Annotated in this window: 18 protein-coding genes and 1 tRNA gene; 10 read left to right on the top strand and 9 right to left on the bottom strand. The window is 49.8% G+C overall.

The window, feature by feature from the left end; all coding sequences use genetic code 11:
• Nucleotides 1-102: 102 nt before the first annotated feature.
• Together ACZ5ZZ_RS12990 and ACZ5ZZ_RS12985 are read right to left on the bottom strand one after the other, a co-directional pair.
• Nucleotides 103-1,005, bottom strand: a complete 903-nt coding sequence (locus ACZ5ZZ_RS12990; RefSeq protein ID WP_464139800.1) for a LysR family transcriptional regulator — start codon at nt 1,003-1,005, stop codon at nt 103-105.
• Between the two features lie 68 nt (nt 1,006-1,073).
• Nucleotides 1,074-1,955, bottom strand: coding sequence for a pirin family protein (locus ACZ5ZZ_RS12985; RefSeq protein WP_464139798.1), 882 nt, complete (start codon nt 1,953-1,955; stop codon nt 1,074-1,076).
• A gap of 217 nt (nt 1,956-2,172) precedes the next feature.
• Here ACZ5ZZ_RS12985 and ACZ5ZZ_RS12980 point away from each other — a divergent pair, with 217 nt between their 5' ends.
• The 8 genes from ACZ5ZZ_RS12980 (at nt 2,173) to ACZ5ZZ_RS12945 (ending at nt 9,851) form a co-directional block, all read left to right on the top strand.
• Nucleotides 2,173-2,541 carry a hypothetical protein gene (locus ACZ5ZZ_RS12980; protein WP_464120276.1) on the top strand — a complete coding sequence of 123 codons (369 nt, stop codon included), beginning with the start codon at nt 2,173-2,175 and terminating at the stop codon, nt 2,539-2,541.
• A 109-nt stretch (nt 2,542-2,650) separates the two neighbouring features.
• Entirely contained in the window at nt 2,651-3,172 is a 522-nt protein-coding gene (locus tag ACZ5ZZ_RS12975) for a DUF2231 domain-containing protein (RefSeq protein WP_464131646.1), read from the top strand.
• A gap of 212 nt (nt 3,173-3,384) precedes the next feature.
• Nucleotides 3,385-4,164: a 4,5-DOPA-extradiol-dioxygenase gene (ygiD, locus tag ACZ5ZZ_RS12970; protein ID WP_464135216.1), complete on the top strand. Its 780-nt coding sequence runs from the start codon at nt 3,385-3,387 to the stop codon at nt 4,162-4,164.
• Nucleotides 4,165-4,167: 3 nt separating this feature from the next.
• Nucleotides 4,168-4,803 carry an alpha/beta hydrolase gene (locus tag ACZ5ZZ_RS12965; protein ID WP_464139797.1) on the top strand — a complete coding sequence of 212 codons (636 nt, stop codon included), beginning with the start codon at nt 4,168-4,170 and terminating at the stop codon, nt 4,801-4,803.
• 82 nt (nt 4,804-4,885) lie between these two features.
• Nucleotides 4,886-5,632 carry a substrate-binding periplasmic protein gene (locus tag ACZ5ZZ_RS12960; RefSeq protein ID WP_464139795.1) on the top strand — a complete coding sequence of 249 codons (747 nt, stop codon included), beginning with the start codon at nt 4,886-4,888 and terminating at the stop codon, nt 5,630-5,632.
• Between the two features lie 95 nt (nt 5,633-5,727).
• A complete protein-coding gene (locus ACZ5ZZ_RS12955) occupies nt 5,728-8,226 on the top strand; it encodes an RCC1 domain-containing protein (RefSeq protein WP_464139793.1) in 2,499 nt (832 codons plus the stop codon).
• Between the two features lie 233 nt (nt 8,227-8,459).
• Nucleotides 8,460-8,747 (top strand): hypothetical protein, encoded by a 288-nt coding sequence (locus tag ACZ5ZZ_RS12950; protein WP_464120281.1) that lies wholly within the window; start codon nt 8,460-8,462, stop codon nt 8,745-8,747.
• A 111-nt stretch (nt 8,748-8,858) separates the two neighbouring features.
• The gene (locus ACZ5ZZ_RS12945) at nt 8,859-9,851 is read left to right on the top strand and encodes a pectin acetylesterase-family hydrolase (protein WP_464139791.1); all 993 of its coding nucleotides are present in this window, start codon (nt 8,859-8,861) and stop codon (nt 9,849-9,851) included.
• Nucleotides 9,852-9,854: 3 nt separating this feature from the next.
• On the opposite strand, the gene ACZ5ZZ_RS12940 is transcribed toward ACZ5ZZ_RS12945, so the two are convergent.
• Complete coding sequence (locus ACZ5ZZ_RS12940; protein ID WP_464139789.1) at nt 9,855-10,532, bottom strand: ankyrin repeat domain-containing protein; 678 nt, start codon at nt 10,530-10,532, stop codon at nt 9,855-9,857.
• Nucleotides 10,529-11,311, bottom strand: a complete 783-nt coding sequence (locus ACZ5ZZ_RS12935) for a hypothetical protein (protein WP_464139786.1) — start codon at nt 11,309-11,311, stop codon at nt 10,529-10,531. The genes ACZ5ZZ_RS12940 and ACZ5ZZ_RS12935 overlap by 4 nt, the downstream gene beginning before the upstream one ends.
• Nucleotides 11,312-11,533: 222 nt before the next feature.
• On the opposite strand from ACZ5ZZ_RS12935, the gene ACZ5ZZ_RS12930 reads away from it, so the two are divergent.
• The gene (locus tag ACZ5ZZ_RS12930; protein ID WP_464139784.1) at nt 11,534-12,733 is read left to right on the top strand and encodes a hypothetical protein; all 1,200 of its coding nucleotides are present in this window, start codon (nt 11,534-11,536) and stop codon (nt 12,731-12,733) included.
• Nucleotides 12,734-12,910: 177 nt separating this feature from the next.
• Nucleotides 12,911-12,987: transfer RNA gene (locus tag ACZ5ZZ_RS12925), tRNA-Arg, on the top strand.
• A gap of 71 nt (nt 12,988-13,058) precedes the next feature.
• On the opposite strand, the gene ACZ5ZZ_RS12920 is transcribed toward ACZ5ZZ_RS12925, so the two are convergent.
• Genes ACZ5ZZ_RS12920 through ACZ5ZZ_RS12900 form a run of 5 tightly spaced genes read right to left on the bottom strand, consistent with a single transcriptional unit; the run spans nt 13,059 to nt 17,887 of the window.
• Nucleotides 13,059-13,850 (bottom strand): YihY/virulence factor BrkB family protein, encoded by a 792-nt coding sequence (locus ACZ5ZZ_RS12920; protein ID WP_464120299.1) that lies wholly within the window; start codon nt 13,848-13,850, stop codon nt 13,059-13,061.
• 54 nt (nt 13,851-13,904) lie between these two features.
• Complete coding sequence (locus ACZ5ZZ_RS12915; protein WP_464120300.1) at nt 13,905-14,807, bottom strand: MBL fold metallo-hydrolase; 903 nt, start codon at nt 14,805-14,807, stop codon at nt 13,905-13,907.
• On the bottom strand, nt 14,800-15,549 hold the full coding sequence (locus ACZ5ZZ_RS12910) for a lysophospholipid acyltransferase family protein (protein ID WP_464120301.1): 750 nt from the start codon (nt 15,547-15,549) through the stop codon (nt 14,800-14,802). Before ACZ5ZZ_RS12910 ends, ACZ5ZZ_RS12915 begins: the two co-directional genes overlap by 8 nt.
• A complete protein-coding gene (locus tag ACZ5ZZ_RS12905) occupies nt 15,546-16,490 on the bottom strand; it encodes a phosphatidate cytidylyltransferase (RefSeq protein ID WP_464120302.1) in 945 nt (314 codons plus the stop codon). Before ACZ5ZZ_RS12905 ends, ACZ5ZZ_RS12910 begins: the two co-directional genes overlap by 4 nt.
• A complete protein-coding gene (locus tag ACZ5ZZ_RS12900) occupies nt 16,490-17,887 on the bottom strand; it encodes a sigma-54-dependent transcriptional regulator (protein WP_464139782.1) in 1,398 nt (465 codons plus the stop codon). The genes ACZ5ZZ_RS12905 and ACZ5ZZ_RS12900 overlap by 1 nt, the downstream gene beginning before the upstream one ends.
• Nucleotides 17,888-17,913: the final 26 nt, after the last annotated feature.

Raw genomic sequence — 17,913 nt, 5'->3', positions numbered from 1 at the left:
TAAGTGGTTTTAGATTTCATTCTTTTTTCACCTTCCATCTTTTAGGGGTCGTCCGAAACGGGACTTGGCCAAAGGGTCGGGGCCCGTTTCCATTTTTAGCGTCTAAAGTTCAAGTTCCTTTAAGCGCTCCTTCAAAAGATCACTGGCGCAGTTAATAAAAGCCATAAGGCGCGGTTGGGTAAATCGTTGAGGCGGGTAGACGAAGCTCACGGGTCTTACATCTGAACGCCAGTCCGGCAGAATGCGCACCAGTTTTTTGGTTTTCGACTCCGCTCCACAAAGGAAGGTCGGCAGCAGAGCGATGCCCTCACCTGAAACCGCCAGTTCCTTGATTGTATTCAGATCATCAATGACCAGATCTCCGCGCAGATTCACAGTCACTTTATTGCGGTTTTTGTTTAAAAATTCCCAGTGGTCTTTTCCCAGCGGCGTGAATTGTAGGCATTGATGGTCGCGCAGGTCCTTGGGGTGAAGAGGAGTGTTTGTTCGTTTGAGGTATGTCGGACTGGCGAAAGGGGCAAAATAACTCAGTCCCAGTTTCCTGGTGATCAGTGTTGAATCCTTCAGCTCGCCCGCGCGAATGGCCAGATCCACTCCTTCGGAGATCAAATCCACCTGTCGGTCTGTCAGCAGCAGTTCCAGTTGAATTTTCGGATATTGGCGACGAAACTCTGTGATCACTTCCTTTAACAAGCTGGGGCCGATGATGGCAGGGGCGGTGACCCTCAACAGTCCCTGTGGTTCTCCTTGTCCTTGACTGACCTCTTCTGTGGCGGCTTTAAGCTCGCCAATCCCCACCTGACAGCGTTGAAAGAACATCTGTCCGGCCTGTGTGATTTGCAATTTGCGAGTGGTCCGATGAAGCAAGGTGACGCCCAGGCGTTTTTCCAGAGACGAAATTTTAGCGCTGACAGTGGAGTTGGGCATTTCCAACTGCTTTGCAGCGGAGGAAAAACTGCCGGTCTGAACGACTTTGACAAAGATGGCGATTTCATTCAAGTCCATGGCTGAATTGTGCCTGAGACCTGCGGGAAAAACAAATCCGAAGGAGCCTTGGCCCCTTCGGATTCTTTTTAGCGCGAACCTTCGATGGAATCAATCTGACCCATTTTACCTTCTTGGAAGTCAATAAAGGCCTGACGTATTTCTGCTTCCGAATTCATGACAAACGGGCCATAACCAACAATACGCTCTTCAATAGGCTCACCACCTAAGAAAAGTATTTTGGCATCAGTGCCGGCAGCCAGAGTGAAGCTGGCTCCCTCGCGGTCCAGGACGGCCAGCTCCGCTTCCTGCAAGCGCTCTCCCGTACCCAGTGTGACCTCGCCACTAAGAACAAAGACAGCCGCTGTATGGCCAACGGGGGGATTGAGTTCCGTTTTGCTTCCGGCCTGTAAACGCAGATCCCACAAGTTGATCGGAGTGAATGTCTTTGCAGGTCCTCGCATCCCATGGAATTCACCGGCGATCACTCGCAAGTGGCCCGCCCCATCTGCCAAAGCAACTTGAGGGATTTCCGTATTCATCAAGCCCTGATAGCGGGGTTTGGACATTTTGTCTTTCTTCGGCAGGTTGACCCAAAGTTGAACCATTTCAAAATTGCCGCCCTTTTTCGCGAAGTCGGCACCATGAAATTCTTCATGCACCAAACCTGAAGCAGCCGTCATCCATTGCACATCGCCGGGTTTGATCAGGCCACCACCGCCTGCAGAGTCGCGGTGTTCCACTTCGCCGTCGTAAACAATGGTCACTGTTTCAAAACCGCGGTGAGGGTGCTCACCCACGCCGCGACGATGTTCCGACGGAGGAAAAACGGCCGGCCCCGAGTAGTCCATCAGCAGAAATGGACTCATTTCCCGGGCGATGTCGTTGTAGGTAAAGATCGAGCGGACTGGAAAACCGTCGCCGACCCAGTGTCGGGCATTACTTTGTTGAGAGAATAAGAGTTTTTTCATAACAGTCCCTTTCATATGCTGTTAATATAACACCCCGTTGATCTTTTGATTAGATGGATAAAATAGAAAGATTATTTAATGTATTGGATAATCAATGGATTTAAGGGGCTGGCTCATTGCCACAGCGTATAAGTTCGTTTTAAGAAAAAAGCAGGGACTTTGTCACAAGTGGGAAGCGGGTCTCCTAGTGACAGAGAGAAGCTTTGAAAGGATATTTATGATGAAGCAGTTCAAAGAATGGGGCGTTATTGTCGTTGCCGCCGTTTTGGTTTTTTTGGCGTTTGGATCAGAGGCTTTGGCAAAAGAGTCTTTGCAGATTGTTCCGAATCAAAAAGTCTGTATGGTGACGAACATGGTTTTCCCCCGTGATCAAATTCCAGTGTCCCATGCCGGGAAAACATACTATGGCTGCTGTGAGAACTGCAAAAAAACCCTGGCGGAAGATGCCAGTGCGCGCAAAGCGATTGATCCTGTAACCGGTAAGTCCATCGACAAAGCCACGGCTGTAATTGCGGCTCGCGCTGACGGTTCTGTGGTTTACTTTGAAAACAAGGCCAGCTTCGAGCGCTACAGTAAAAACAAATAACAATCGACCTTGGCCTGAGTCGTTCGCTGAGAGTTGGCACTTCGCTACCGGAGGGCTGGCTCTTGCGGAAAAGTCGCTATACTTTGAAGACATAAAACAGGGAGGTTTTATGTACAGCAAAGTATCAATCAAAGGGCATGGAATTCATCCCATGCTGGTGGCCTTTCCCATTACGTTTTATCTTCTTACCTTTGTCAGCTTTCTTGTGTACCAGTTCGCGGATGTTGAGATCTTCTGGTATAAGCTGGGATATTTTTCCAATATGGCGGCCGTGGCACTTGCCGTGGTGGCGGCCATTCCCGGATTCATTGACTGGGCCATGGCAATTCCCAAAGACACCACTGCAAAAAAAGACGGCCTGATTCACATGTTGCTCAATGTTCTCACTTTGGGACTATTTGCTGTGAGTGCAGTCCTGCTTGGGGGAACTTGGAATGCTCCGCTGAATTCGCTGACATTTCCGCTGGTTTTAACGGGCGTAGGTTGTCTGTGTCTGGTGGGCGCAGGTGCCTATGGATGGACCTTGGTAGCCATCCATAAAGTGGGAATTCCGATGAGTTCAGAACAGGCGATCTTGCAGGATCGTTATGAGCACGATGAAAGACCCCAGGATCATATCAGCTTTCATTAAAGTGGGCTGAGTCATTGTCCCCCTGGCGCAACAGAGTGATTCGGTTTTGAACCCTGCCGCAACAGTGAGTTCTTTCGGATAATGAATCCATGAAAGATCGATATCACCGAATCACACGCAGGTCCCTGATGTTCGGAGCCGGAGGTTTTCTGGCTCTACTGGGGCTGCGTCAGTTGAAGTTGGGGGGAGGTTCCTTGGATGCATCATCAGCTATGCCAGTTCTGTTTTTAGGTCATGGAAGCCCCATGAATGCAATCGAAGACAATCGTTTCACTCAGCGCTTAGGGCAGTTGGGAGTCGAGCTTCCGCGTCCCAAAGCCATCTTGTGCATTTCTGCTCACTGGTTGAGTGCCGGGACCTGGGTGACTCACATGGGTCAGCCTCGCACCATTCATGATTTTTACGGGTTTCCGCAGGCTCTTTTTGATGTGCAGTATCCTGCTCCGGGCAGTCCGGCCTTGGCAGAACAAATCCAAAAGTTGACCGACAAGCCCCAAATACACGCTGACAAAAATGTGTGGGGATTGGATCACGGGACCTGGTCCGTACTGCGCCGAATTTATCCCGAGGCGGATATTCCTGTGTTGCAGCTAAGCATAGATATGTCCGAACCTCCGGCGTTTCATCTGCAGCTGGGAAAAATTCTGAAGTCCTTGCGTGAGCAGGGGGTTCTGATCGTGGGCAGTGGCAATATTGTCCATAACCTTCGGCAGATTGACTGGAGTAAGCAGTCCCAGGGCTTTGACTGGGCCGTGGAGTTTGACGAGTGGGTCAAGGGACAGATTGAAAAAAGGGACTTTGCCTCATTGGCCTCTGATTTTATGAAGACCTCCGCCGGGCGCAACAGTGTACCGACTCCGGATCACTACTATCCGCTGTTGTATGTGTTAGGGGCTGCAGACGCGCAAAAAGATGAACTGAAGTTTGAGTTTGAAGGTTATGACATGGGTTCGATTTCCATGCGCTGTTTGAGTCTGGGAAGGAAGGTCTGAGTTATGTATAAATACATCCCGGCAAAAGAAGAATCATCTGCGAAGACACCGGTTCTGGTGCTGATGCACGGAGTGGGATCCAATGAGCAGGACCTTGCGGAGTTCGGAGCTTCGTTGGATCCACGCCTGGATGTTTACAGCTTGCGTGGTCCTTTGGCGATGGGCCCTCACAGTTATGGTTGGTTTCATGTGAACTTCACGGAGCAGGGACCTGTGCATAATAGGGAACAGGCCGAGGTGGCGCGGCAGCACGTCGTCGAATTTCTTCGTGACCTTTGTCAAAAACCGAATGTCGATACGGAGAGAATTTTCCTGGCGGGTTTCAGTCAGGGCGCTATCATGAGTTTTTCCGTTGCTTTGACAGAGGCAAGTCTGGTGAGGGCCGTGTTTGGTATGGGTGGGCGTACGTTGCAGGAGATGGCTGCGCTGTCTCGGAAGTCCAACTACTCAACGACACCGGATATTTTTATTCTTCATGGAATCGAAGATAACAGGCTTCCTTTCTTTCATGCTCAAGAGTCTGAAAGAGTTTTTTCGAATGCAGGCTTTCCTGTGCAATTACTGACTTATTCGGCGCAGCACGAAGTCAGTGAAGAGATGCGCGCGGATATCAGTCGTCTTCTGAAGCAACGACTTTGAGTTTATCCATTAGAAAGTCTGAAAGGTAATCCGAACTAAAAAGGAGTTGAATATTGTCAGCTCTAAATTCATGCTAGTCGGAATGTTTTTAAAATCGCTGCTGTTTATTGTGGGTCTTGTTATTTCTTTTCCGGCGATGGCCGAAAAAGTTGTCTTTGCTTCTTACGAAGATATTCCGCCCAAAATCTATCGGGACAAAGTGGAGCTGAAGGGCACTTACGTCGAGATCATTCGGGAGGCGTGCAAAAGAATGAAGGTTCAGCCTGAATTCGTGACGTTCCCCTGGGCGCGTGCTGTGGTGATGGCTCGCACGGGGAAGGTGGATGCGCTCTTTCCCCCGTTTGTGACCGAGGAACGAAAAGAATTTCTCTATTTTTACGAACCGGTCAGTGAAACCCGTAATATGGTTTTTGCGCTGAAGAAGAGAAAGTTTAAAATTCGCAGCCTCGAGGACCTCAAAGGTCTGACGGTGGGAGTGAATGATCAATACTCTTATGGGCCAAAGTTCGATGCCTATAAAAAGAATTTGCGATTGGATCTTAGTGGCACTCAGGAAATGCTGATTCAGAAACTGGGGCGCTCTGAGGGGGTCAAACGTGTGGATGTGGTGGTGGCATCAGAGGAAGCGTTCCGCTTCATGAGCAAAAAACTGGGATACAGGGATATCTTTGAATCTGTTTATCTGGTTTCTGAAAACCCGTCCTACGTGGCCTTTTCCAAGGCCCGAGGGCCTGGTAGCAAAGAGCTGGCAGAGCGCTTCGGAAAAACCCTGCAGCAGATGAAAAATGAAGGCGTGATCCAAAAGATTTTTGATGATTACATGAAATAGAGATTTTGCGTCTCAACTTGAGAGACGAAAATTCAGCGAACAGTTAATTATGAGCATTCCTTAGGTCGAAGTTAATCTCCGCCGATCAATAAAACATGAGAACGTTTCTTCGTATTATGCTTTACCTAAGTTTGGTTGCTGGCCTGGGAGCATGTTCTCTGGATGCCTCTTTCGAGGATCTTAGTCAGCTTCCGCCGACACTTTCAAAGGAAGAAAGCTTTTATGCGGACTATCCTCCCGCTGAGATCTCTTTTTTAAAGTCATCTGATGTGCAGGTGAAAACTGGACAGACCAGCAAGCAGGAAATAGTCGTGACCATGGCGGAAGCCAGTCCGACGAATATCTATGTTCGATACACCTTGATTCCGGAACTTAGCACGGCTCAACAATCGGTGAACCATAATCTTCAAGATGGAGTGGTGATGATTCCCGCGGGACAAACCGAGGGAAAAATAACCTATGATTATTTTGGATCGTCTTCGGGTTCGAAAACTTTGCAGGTTGCTTTAAAAGAGGTCATTGGCTATCCGTCCTACTTTAAGCAGCAGGTGATGCGTCGGTTTGTTCTTGATCCTGCCGAGGATAAAACATTTATAAAAGTCAGCAGGGGCAGTGATTTTTCCTGCGGTATTTCTACGGGCGGAGTCCTGAAATGCTGGGGGCAGAATTCAGCCTTGCAGTTGGGAGCACCGGGGCCTGGACAGATTAGTCCCGTGGTTGTGGACGGTGGTGTTCTTTACAAAGACGTCGAGTTGGGGATGACGTCTGGTTGTGCGATCACGACGGCCGGGATAGTCAAATGCTGGGGCGGCGGGGCTGCCATGGCCGAAGTGGATGCGGCAGTGACGTACAAAAAGGTGGCCCGAGGAACCAACCATGCCTGTGGGATCACAGATGGTGGTGTTCTGAAGTGCTGGGGTAAGAATGATTATGCGCAAATGGGAACGGGGAGCACCAGTCCTTCGAGTACCACATTTGATCCAACGGAACTGGACCCTGGAGTTTTTTATAAAGATGTCACTGCCGGTGCCTATCACAGCTGCGGAATTACCACTGACAATGAATTGAAATGCTGGGGGACCAACAGTTCTTTGCAGGCGTTGGGAACGGGCGGTTCGCCGGTGGCAATCACGACAGTGGATGCCGGGGTTGAATACCGTCAGGTTTCCGCAGGGACCAGTCACACCTGCGCCATCACAATGGACGATAAGCTCAAGTGTTGGGGTAACAATGCTTCAGGTCAGGTGGGTGACGGAGTTGGCACGGGGAACAACCCTGTGACAGCGATTGATTCAGCGGTGACCTATTCATCAGTAAGCACGGGTGGAGGGCATACTTGTGCCATTACCAAGAACGACAAGCATCTTAAATGCTGGGGTGGTGGTGATTACGGGGAGTTGGGTTTAAACTCAACGGGTAAAGCCCTCGTGCCGACGCAGGTGTCTGATGCAAGCTATTTGACAGTTGCCACTGGAATTGTCGGAACCTGCGGAATTCAAACTTCGGGTGTGATGTTCTGTTGGGGCGAAAATGGAAGTGGGCAGAATGGTGACGGCATGGCCTCTGTCCGACCTGTCCCTATTGTCGTCGACAATGGGGAACAATATCAGTTGATGGATGCCGGGATCCTTTATCATGTCTGCGGTATTACAACGGCGGGTGTGCTGAAGTGCTGGGGGAACAACGGCAATGGCCAGGTGGGTGATAAATCAACGATCACTAAGCCGTTCCCAGTGGAAGTGGACCGTGGAGTCAAATACAAAGCCGTTTCGCCCGGGAACTATCATACATGTGGGATTACGGTCGATGGAGTTTTAAAATGCTGGGGCGCAAATGGGATCAATCACCGTCTGGGCGATGGTATTACCACTCAGCGCGCGGTTCCCAAAGTTGTGGACAGTTCAGAGAAGTTCCTCAAGGTTTCAGCCGGAGGCGACCACTCTTGTGCATTGACGGATCAGAATAAGATCATGTGTTGGGGACTTAATGATGTCGGCCAACTGGGGAATGGCACCACGGACACCGCCAGCAAACCTCAATTTGTGGATTCAGTAGAAAGCTTTAAAGACATTGCCGTCGCCGGAAACAAGGCCACTTGTGCCTTGACCGGAGCGGGAGCTTTGATGTGCTGGGGTGGTGCCGGGCATTTTGTGCCAGAGAATGTTGACGCGGGAACGGTTTACGAATCACTCAGCCGCAGCGGGAATAACTTCTGCGCCAAAACCCAGGCCGGGGTTTTCAACTGCTGGTCGTCAGGAACCTATCCGACCAGCTTTACAGCTCAGCCTGCGGATCCTGGATTTGTGCATCAGGCCTTGGACGTGGGGTTTGCTCACAAATGTGTACTGACCAGTACGCAGGATATTCGTTGTTGGGGCAGCGGTTCTGACGGGCAGTTGGGGAATGGTCTGCAGGTTGTACAAGCTTCAGCAGTACCGATTTCTTCTTTGGATAAATACAAGGCTGTGGCAGTCGGGCGATATCATAGTTGCGGCATCACGTTGGCGGGAGCTTTGCACTGTTGGGGCTCTGATCGTCTGAATCAGCTCGGAGCAGGGCGTTTGGTGAATGTTCCTTCGCCAGTGAAGCCTTAGTCTGTAAAGTCCTGAAGGGTGGACTTGTTTTGTCTTATGTGCTATAGTGAGCAGATGTCGATTTATTCCTTTTATTCAGTCTCAGAGTAGTTTGTTGGAAGGACCTTAAGTCTTAGAGGTCTTTCCCTTCGTCGTCCTATCTTCAACAGAATAGACAATAGAATAGGTTTGAAAGCAGATGGCCACAGCCGTAAGGCTTTGTCCGTTGGATTTCTTAGAAAGAAAACAGAAGAATGAAGAAGGTAATACAGGTAGAGGAATCAAGCCCGGTTGAAAATTGGGAGCGCTGGTGGCATGCACTGTCTATCTCAGACACGATCTTGTCGCGGTCTGCAGAAGCCCCTTCGGCGGAGGAGATTTGCAATTATCTGGAAAGTATCGAAGTGGTCTTTGAAGATGCCTGCGATCCGGCCGAGGATTTCAAAGCCTATGCGATCCGGGCACTTTGTCAGGCCGTGCGACGGACTTTGGAAAATGGAAAAGAGTCCTTAGTAAAAGGCCCTGGGAGTCTGGAGGAGTGATCGATTTTTTCAATAAAACACGAAACCAAGGGCGTGTATTGAGGTCTTTCTTGAGATTTTAATTTATCGGGCATTGGCAAACTCTTAGCATTGTAATGTAGGAGTTTTTCTATGAAGACCGTTGTCGTTCTGTTGTCTTTTTTGATTTCCACTCAAGTGTGGGCCCGCTCCTGGGAAAGAATTCAGATCCCTGGCGCTTATTGTGGGGACGGCAGTCAGTACTCGGTCTTTCTGGACCAGCGTCGTAAGGATAAAATCTTAATTGAGTTCATGGGCGGAGGAGCCTGCTGGTCGGAGTCCACCTGTCACGGTCTGGATCGAAAAACTTGGATCTATAAAATTCCGGCAGTTCCGGCTTTTAGCTATTTAACGGCCGAGTCGGCATCCCATCCCTGGACAGATCATACGGCGCTTTATTTTCCCTATTGCACGGGGGATGTTTTTTCAGGCCGTCATGTGGCGCGCTACACGGAGTACTCTGCGCGCCAAACCTGGCATGTCGGTTACACAAACATCCTTAAATCTTTAAACTATCTCCGTGATCGAAAGATTTTAAACTTTGATAATTTTGATGACGTGACCTTGTGGGGTGCTTCTGCAGGTGCCATTGGCGCTTTGGTTCATTCCCACACGATCTCAGACGCTTTCCCGAGGGCGACACAGAAAACTCTTTTGGCCGACAGTCCGGGACTGCATTTTGGGGATAAGTTCTTTGATAAGTTTTCTTCTCAAATGCGTGCAGATTTCAAACAGGCCTTTGCGGCGGTCGGGTTGATCTATCCAGAGCACAGTGGCTTCGTGGCTCCGTACTTCGGTCCGGTCTTTGCGCAACTGCGGGACTGGAAGGTCGGTCTTCTGCAGGCCACCAAGGATGTTGTCATGGCCGTGGTATTTGGTGAGATCTCTCCGCAAGAACATGAAAGACGTGTGCTTTCAGAAGGTGGCATTGTTGAAGTCGCTAAACCCTATAATCATGTCCAGGTTTGGGCGCCTCGTTGTCTGATGCACACCTTCTTGTTAGCGCCACCGAGCGCCGGAATGGAAAACGAGGAAAACTTGTCAGCCATCCGCTTTGCTGAGCGGATCTATCACGAGAAAAGATAGTCCCTATCGTGCTCCGGCTTTTTCCAGAATCGCCACGATCTCTTTAAAGCCCTTTTTCTTGGCGTGGGCCAGGGCCGTTACCTTATCCCGATCCGGGATGTTCACATTGGCGCCCGCATCGACCAGAATCTGAATGATTTGTTGATGAACAGGGCCGCCGTCACTTAAGACAACGGCCTCCATCAAAGCTGTCCAGCCCAGGTTGTTGACATGATTTATATCAATGGGTGTCTTGACGAGTTCCTTCACAACCTCGACATGACCTTTTTCCGCGGCTGGAATTAAAGCAGTGCCTCCGAAACGATTGTATATTTTGAAGTTAGGTTTGGACTTCAGAATCATCTTCAGTATTTCCAATCGGCCTTCTGCCCCCGCATAAAGCAGCGGACTGTCCTGAATTTGATCTTGAATGTTCACATCAGCACCAGCTTCAATCAGAAGCTTGGCGATTTCGACATCGTTATTGCGGGTGGCAATCAACAACGCCGTTCGGCCTTGAGAATCTTTTTCGTCAATTTTATTTTTTTGTTTCAGAAGGGCGCGGACCATTTCGGCATTGTTCTTCTTTGTGGCTTCCAACAGTTGAGATTCCAGGGGTTTAGTCTGCACGTCTTTGTCCTTGCTGCAAGAAATGGATGCGATCAGTGTCGTTAAGAGAATGATTAAAATCTGCCTTCTCATAGAGCCTCCGGTTTTTCAGGAACGCCGAACTTTTCCATTTCCTTGATCACAGTTTTGGGCAGGACCGTGGCATTCGGTCCGACGGTGGCACGGCGACCTATTTCGACTCCGCCCAGAACTTTTGCTGCAAGTCCTATGGTGGCGCCCGAGCCAATTTTTAAGTGGTCAATGATAAGATAACCTTTCATTCCGTAGTGGGCCATCAAATATGCAGATCCCCCGATAGTGACATAGTCACCCAACCTGATAAGGGCCGGATCCGAGATGTTGGAGGAATTGATCATACAGGCTTTGCCAATCTTCATGCCCATGGCGCGGAAGAAGAAGATATTCAACGGTGTCGGTGTGATAAAGTCCAAGACTGTGTAGCGCACCAGATAGGTCAAGGCATTGTGATAAAACCAGGGGATGGATTCCAAAGAAAACCAGGGACCACGATAAGGTTTGATAAATGGCAAGGCGGGCGCATTCAAAACGGGCACGACAACAATCAGAACAAAAATGAAGGCAACGAAACCTCCTGCCAAGGAGAGCCCCAGACACAGCGCCTGCAGCAGATCCGGCAGAGCGGTGCAGTTCGCAGACACCCAGCGGAAGAGATAAATCCCCGGAGCCAGCGAAACCCCCAGACAAATTACATAGGCCAGAAGAACTGGAATGATGGCAACCAGGTATGCTATCTGACGAAACTTGCGAAGAAAGCTTTCAAGCATCCCGGAGGCTCCGGTTTTTACAGATCGCTCGGCATTGATATCCTGAATGTCCTGATGATGTGTCATTCTTTCATAGTGAAATCTTGGAGCAACCTGGTCACGTCTTTTTTTTGGTTCAAGAAGATCATTTCAACACGAATGTAGACGCTGCTGATGTTCGCTGAATTTTAAGAGACAACAGAGGGCTGATTTTACTGTTAATTTTCTGCAAATTTTAAAAGGAGAGCTTTCGTTACCTCTTCCGTTCGGGTAAACAGCGTCCACTTCATTTTTAGCAGGAAGAAGATTATGAAATACTTTGTTCTTACTTTTTTCGCGGTTTTTATCTGGGCGCAGGACAGTTTGGCCATCTTTCTGGCGACAGATCCCGGTCAGCTTCGGTCGGGCGTCCCCACGGATGTGTTTGTTGCGGGAGATGGAGATGATCATGGAAATTTGTTTTTAAAATCGGCTATTCTGGCGGCGAAGGTATCACGCGATCGCTTTCCTCAGCGTCAAAGAATTATCATCAGTGCAGTCAATGACTTGTATTCCGATCAGCAACTTTTGGCTAATGCGGGTTTTAAGCTCCACATCGCAGATTCCTCCAGGCTGGATAAATCCCAGATCCTAAGCGCATTGAAGTTTCCCCGTTCATTGCTGACATCGCTTCAGTTCTTTGTTCACTCAAACCCTCATACGGGGATTGTGTTGCATAAGAGAACCAAGCGGTTGGCTCACACGGATGCAGAGTTTTTTCAGATGGGAAGTTTTTTGGCGCGCAATGCGGTTGTGATTTTCCATTCCTGCAACTCGGGGTGGTTCCTGGCTCCGGCGGCAGCGAAGCTGTGGGGGCGCCCGGCCTTTGGCACCTTCACGGCGGATGACTTTCAAGAGCCGATGTCTGATGGTCAATGGTACTATCATGATGCCGGCAGATATCCGGAACATCTTTCCCGAGTTGGTAACACGACTCGCATTCTTCGTCAGAGCATGCGCTGCGGATCCCACGATTGTCTGCGTTTAAAGCCTGTGAACAATAACTATTCAGGGATGATGGGCCGATTTGATAAGGGCCTGGGTTTCTATAAAGGTTTTGCCAAGAGCGAGGCGGACTTGCCTCAGGCGATGATTCATTATGCGCTGCTGATGCCTTCGGTGACACCGCTGTCGATGCGGTCTTCGCGCGCAGAGTTCATGGCTGTCGTCAAAGACTGGATGTGTCCTTCGGATAAAAGCGGTTCGCTATTCGCAGCTTGTAGCAAAGCGATCGATAGCAAATCTTTTGAATCGAACCCGAAGTTGAACTTCTACGCCGGGACCCCGGTATCTTGCTCAGCTTCGCAATGTTATACCATCGTGAAATGCAGTTCCTTCAAGTCCGCTCTGGGAATCAAATCCTGTAAGACTGTGGATGTTCAGGACAAGCCCTCGACAGTCTTTAGTGATCAAATGAAGCAGATCATGAAAGGTGTTCAGATGTTTGAAAAAGGGCAGATCTCTTTATAGAGGTCCGCCTTTAAGTCGGTTCGGTGCATAAAAGCGCCCACTTTTTAGGTGCCTTAAAATTGAATAGATTTGAAATCAGCCTTCGAGTTGTTCGGTAAATGAGCCTAGGAACCAAATAAATTCTTGAAATCGGGGACTTCTGCCCCTATAAGAAAGATTCACTCAGCGTGATACCGTGGTTCCGTAGCTCAGCTGGATAGAGCATCTCCCTTCTAAGGAGAGGGTCGTACGTTCGAGTCGTACCGGAATCACCACTTTCTTTAATTAATCAATAAAATTAATAGTTTATCGTCTTATCGGGGCTTTGGGGTCGAATTGTCGCGAACTATGCAATGTGTCGTTTTTGCAGGCTCGCACACAGGGCGACGCCTCCCAGGATTACATACCACAGTGTCAGAATCCATAGAAGCAACAGGGGCAGGGCCGCGAAAGAGCCGTAAAGTTTATTATAGGCAAAGAATTTCTTGGCCAATAGAACGTAGCCTTTGTGAACCAGGAAAAGGCTGATCGAAGCCAGTACCGAACTAATGACAGCGGCTCGCGTTCGCACTTGCACGTCAGGAACCATCTTATAGACCAAAAACAAGGTGCCGACCAGAACCAGCGAGTTTGAAACCGAGGCCGGGATCACGCGGTGAACGAATTCAAACTGTTCCAGTGAAGTAAAGCCCACATAGATCGCCAGAAAAACCGGGATCGCCAGCACTAGAGCCCAGTGATAGATCAGGCGCTTGTAAAACGGTCTGGTGTTGCGCTGATTCCAGACGCGGTGAATGCCGACTTCCATGTCGTGCATCAGACGGATCGACGTGATGAACAGGAAAACCGCACCGGCGGTCCCCAGTTTACCGGCGTTGACGTTCTTTAGGACGATCTTCATCATTTTGGTAAAGCCACTGCCTGCGGCTTCCTTCATATTTGAAAGAAGCAGGGCTTCGACTTTGGGATAAAGAGCCTCCAGGCCCCCAATGGATTGAAAAGTTGCCAGAACAACGGCGATAAAAGGAACCAGAGCCAGAGCAGTGGAAAAAGACAAGGATGCGGCGACCAGTTGCAATTCACCATCGCGCATTTGTTGAAGGGTGTCTTTAAGTACGCTCCACAGTCTTTTTAGCAAAATGCAATCCAGTTCCGCGAGCCCCGCCCGCTGCACATTCGGCGCGTGAGTGCGCTACAGCCAGAATCTTTTTTGAACGGCGAAATCGTTCCCGCTGCGTTCAATCAGAGCCGCATCACAGTAAGGATCGTGCTCAAAGAAAAGATACCATGAATGATCTGCTGCTTCACTAAGATACTTGGTTTTTTCCTCGATCAGCGTCAGCGGATGCAGGTCGTAACCCATCACCCAAGGCAGTTTCACGTGCGTGCTGGTGGGAACCATGTCCCCGCAATACAACAACGTGGTGCTGCCGTCGGTGACTTTGATAACCTGCTGACCTTGGGTGTGCCCGTTGCTGATGATGGCAGAAATGCCGGGCAGGAAGTTTTCCTGAGCGCCATTCATGATATTCACAACGCCCGCATCAATCAGTGGCTGGAAGTTCGCAGGATAGTAGCTGGCTTTTTCGCGCAAGTTGGGGTTGGAGGCGGTTTCAAGGTTCGCTTTTTGGATCCAGTACTTTGCGTTCGGGAATGTCGGAACCAGCTTGCCATCTTTTTCTGTGGTGCCACCGCCGGCGTGGTCGAAATGCAGATGAGTCAAAATCACATGATGGATATCTTCAGGTTTTACGTGATGATGCTTCAGGGAGTTGAGCAGGGACGGGCCGTCGCTGTGAATGTTGAACAGTTCAGCAAACTTGCCACCCAGCTTTTCACCGTATTTGGCAATGAAGTCGCCACCGTTGCCGGTGTCGATCAGAATATTGCAACCCGGGGACTTTAACAGCAGACCACGGGCCTCCATCGAGATTCGATTTTTTTCATCAGGTGGATTGCTGCGCTCCCACAGAACTTTCGGGACGGTGCCAAACATCGCGCCGCCATCCAGTCCAAACAGTCCTGTTGGGATGGGGCAGACCTCATAAGGTCCGATCTTTAAGTGTTTGTTTTCGATTTGCAGTTCATTATTCATGAGGTTTTTCCTCCGTAGCAGCCGGGAAGGCATCCGGGTTGATGGTCATAACCCAGCTCTTATAAGCAGCATACACCTCTTGAATCGGACCCGGTGGATGAACTGGACCGACGTGCAGGGTTAGTTTTCCAGGGCGAGGCATGCTTTGACCCTTGGGCCAAAGTTCCATCACGCCATCCAAATAGGTGAACAACAAAGGTGTCTGAGTGCGCTCTGAAAAGATCGAAACGCCCCGTTTGAATTCCTGAATTTTCCCGTCTTTGGAGCGGGTGCCTTCTGGGAAAATGATCAGCCACATGCGTGGAAGCTCGGTCAGAAGCTTCAAAATCAGATTGATGGCTTCGCCCTTACGGTCCTTGCGGTCAATCGGAATGGCACCCAGGCAGTGTTGAGAGAAAAACATAAACAGCGGATTGCTGAAGAAGTAATCCTTCGCGGCAGCGATGTAAAGATTCAGCCAGTAACGGCGTGGGATGGAGGCGGCAATGGACACCGCATCCAGGTGACTGGCGTGGTTGCTGATGATGATCAGCTTCGGCTGTGTTTTATAGATTTCGGAAAAGGGGGTGCCTTTGACTTCCAGTCGGATGTAAAACTTGTACAGAATATTTTTAAGGATCAGCGACCACAAAAAACGCATGCACACACTGAAAAGATCAATGTGGCGGGTGAAAAGCGGCAAGTGCTTCAGGTAAGTGGGAAGCTTGGTCCACTGTTCGTTTTCGTAGTTCCAATCCTTCATAAAATGACCGTCATGACGTAATAGTAAATAGGAGCAACAAAGATCAAGCGGTCCATACGGTGCAGGAAGTCCCCGCGGCCGATGATGAACGGGCCCACGGTTTTCATGCCGGCATCACGGCGAACCACCGTCATCACCAGATCCCCGATAAAGCCGCCCATGGAGGCCACAAGACCGGAAGCCAGCCAGTACTTGTCAGACCCATCCGGCAAAAGGAAGCGCATGGAACCTGCCAGGAACAAAGTCAAAAGCATGGACACCACGGTACTGCCCACGGTACGGCGGGGATTGATACCCGGGAACAGCTTCCAGCCACCAATGTAACGGCTGACCGCCAAGTTGGTGTTATCGCAGAACTCTGTCAGGATGATCAGGTACATCACCTGGAAGACCCCGTTCGGGAACTTCATGATCAGTCCCAGGTGCATAAACGACCAGCCAAGGAAGATAAAGGCCAGCAAGGTCAACGAGATGTATTGAATCATACGTTTGTACGAGTTGCGCACCAAAGGCACCAGGCAGGTCACACCCAGAACCATCATTGGCATGGCATTGTAAATATCCAAGCGGTCATACCAGGCACAGACCCCCAGGCCGATAATCCCCGCATAACAAATCAAAACAAAGTAACTGCGATGGAACATCCCCATGATTTGGAAGAAGATCTTTGCGCCTAAGATAGCCAGTGCGGTCAGAGCCACCAGCGGCCAGGGCTCGGGCATCCCCATCGCCAGGAACATCAGCGGGGCTGCGATCAGCCAGGATTTGATGCTGGCCCAGGATTGAACGAAGTAATAATTCTTTTTACGGAACCAGAAAATGATAAAGGCCGAGGCAAAGATGATGGACAGGACAATCAGTACGGTCTGACGATAGATGTGGCTTTCCCAGGCCGTCGGCATGGCGATGCGGATGGGAAGATCAAGATCAAAAAAATCCATTAAGAAGGTTCCTCTTCAATTTTGTAGTCTTTGATTTTTTTGTATAGATTTGAGCGAGAGACTTTCAAAACTCGCGCGGCGTCTTCGATGTCGCTGGTTTGCTTGATGCAAGTGCGAATCACATGCGCTTCAAATTCTTCAACCAGGGTGTTGAGGCCCTTATTGAAATCAATCACAGTATAAGATGGTGCTCCCACCGGAGTAGCCGCAGGCTTCAGCCATGCCGTGACATCTTCGGCACGAATGAAGGGCAGGGGGGACGTCAGACTCAGTTGTTCGCACACGCGTTTAAGTTCGCGCACGTTTCCGGGCCAGTTATATTTTTTTAGGGCCTCAATGCCGTCGTCAGTGAAGGACTTGTTACGGCGCGGGCGTTCTGCATCCAGGAAGTGTTTTGCAAGCTCAGTGATGTCTTCCAGGCGTTCACGCAATGGTGGCAGTTCGATACGCTGAGAGGCCAGGCGGTACAAAAGGTCTTCGCGGAATTCTCCGGCAGCGACCATTTTTTCAAGGGACTTGTTGCTGGCAACAATCACGCGGGTTTTAACTTGCGTGCTTTCTTTGGCTCCGACTCGACGAACTTCACCGGTTTCCAGAAAGCGCAGAAGTTTTGCCTGCTGGGTCAGTGGCAGGGCTTCGATTTCATCCAAAAACAAATCTCCACCGTGGGCGGCTTCGGTCAGGCCGATCTTGTTTTGATCCGCTCCCGTGAAGGCCCCCTTCATATGGCCAAACATTTCAGATTCAAATAAATTTTCCGGAATGCTGGCGACGTTAACTGCGATGAAAGGGCGATCGCCCTCTTGTTCGTGCAGAAGTCTAGAAACAACTTCCTTTCCACACCCGGTTTCACCTTCGATCAGAACCGGACTGGTTTCGCCACGAAGATCTGCAATGCGCTTTTTTATTTTCAATGAGGCCGCAGATGTTCCTACCCAGCGTGTGCTTTTGCGGTTGGCTGCCGGGTCCACACTGCGCAAGTCCCAGAGGGCTTCGATTTTTTCCAGTACCAGAAGAATTTCTTCCGGCATCAGGGGCTTGGCCAGAAAGCGCTGGGCGCCGGCTTTAAGACAGCTTTCCATCAGCGGTCGGCTGAGGTCACCTGACATAGCCACAACTTCCAGTTGGTTGTTGTGCTTTACCAGTTTTTCAATCACCGACGGTCCCACGGCTTTGGTAGAGCCTGGTTCCAGATGCATATCCACAAAGGCAGCATGATAGAAACGTTCGTATTGAATGGCCTCTAAAGTCTGGGCCGAAAACACCTTCCAGTGATTCGGAAGGGCCAGCTTCAGGGACTGATGAATCAATGGATCGTCATCCACGATAAGTAGAGAAAATACTCGATTTGATGTCATAGACTCCAGCATACCCGAGACGTCTAATTTGGCCATCATTAGCACGCCTCGTCACTGCGAATAGT

Source organism: Bdellovibrio sp. HM001 (assembly GCF_055397275.1).
This window is presented reverse-complemented; position numbering and strand designations above follow the sequence as displayed.

Excerpts from the sequence above, each read along its gene's own strand:
- ygiD (WP_464135216.1), top strand. The coding sequence starts at position 3,385 with ATGCCAGTTCTGTTTTTAGGTCATGGAAGCCCCATGAATGCAATCGAA.
- ACZ5ZZ_RS12935 (WP_464139786.1), bottom strand. The coding sequence starts at position 11,311 with ATGACACATCATCAGGACATTCAGGATATCAATGCCGAGCGATCTGTA.
- ACZ5ZZ_RS12905 (WP_464120302.1), bottom strand. The coding sequence starts at position 16,490 with ATGGATTTTTTTGATCTTGATCTTCCCATCCGCATCGCCATGCCGACG.
- ACZ5ZZ_RS12940 (WP_464139789.1), bottom strand. The coding sequence starts at position 10,532 with ATGAGAAGGCAGATTTTAATCATTCTCTTAACGACACTGATCGCATCC.
- ACZ5ZZ_RS12945 (WP_464139791.1), top strand. The coding sequence starts at position 8,859 with ATGAAGACCGTTGTCGTTCTGTTGTCTTTTTTGATTTCCACTCAAGTG.
- ACZ5ZZ_RS12985 (WP_464139798.1), bottom strand. The coding sequence starts at position 1,955 with ATGAAAAAACTCTTATTCTCTCAACAAAGTAATGCCCGACACTGGGTC.
- ACZ5ZZ_RS12990 (WP_464139800.1), bottom strand. The coding sequence starts at position 1,005 with ATGGACTTGAATGAAATCGCCATCTTTGTCAAAGTCGTTCAGACCGGC.
- ACZ5ZZ_RS12955 (WP_464139793.1), top strand. The coding sequence starts at position 5,728 with ATGAGAACGTTTCTTCGTATTATGCTTTACCTAAGTTTGGTTGCTGGC.
- ACZ5ZZ_RS12960 (WP_464139795.1), top strand. The coding sequence starts at position 4,886 with ATGTTTTTAAAATCGCTGCTGTTTATTGTGGGTCTTGTTATTTCTTTT.
- ACZ5ZZ_RS12965 (WP_464139797.1), top strand. The coding sequence starts at position 4,168 with ATGTATAAATACATCCCGGCAAAAGAAGAATCATCTGCGAAGACACCG.
- ACZ5ZZ_RS12950 (WP_464120281.1), top strand. The coding sequence starts at position 8,460 with ATGAAGAAGGTAATACAGGTAGAGGAATCAAGCCCGGTTGAAAATTGG.
- ACZ5ZZ_RS12900 (WP_464139782.1), bottom strand. The coding sequence starts at position 17,887 with ATGATGGCCAAATTAGACGTCTCGGGTATGCTGGAGTCTATGACATCA.
- ACZ5ZZ_RS12980 (WP_464120276.1), top strand. The coding sequence starts at position 2,173 with ATGATGAAGCAGTTCAAAGAATGGGGCGTTATTGTCGTTGCCGCCGTT.
- ACZ5ZZ_RS12910 (WP_464120301.1), bottom strand. The coding sequence starts at position 15,549 with ATGAAGGATTGGAACTACGAAAACGAACAGTGGACCAAGCTTCCCACT.
- ACZ5ZZ_RS12915 (WP_464120300.1), bottom strand. The coding sequence starts at position 14,807 with ATGAATAATGAACTGCAAATCGAAAACAAACACTTAAAGATCGGACCT.
- ACZ5ZZ_RS12930 (WP_464139784.1), top strand. The coding sequence starts at position 11,534 with ATGAAATACTTTGTTCTTACTTTTTTCGCGGTTTTTATCTGGGCGCAG.
- ACZ5ZZ_RS12975 (WP_464131646.1), top strand. The coding sequence starts at position 2,651 with ATGTACAGCAAAGTATCAATCAAAGGGCATGGAATTCATCCCATGCTG.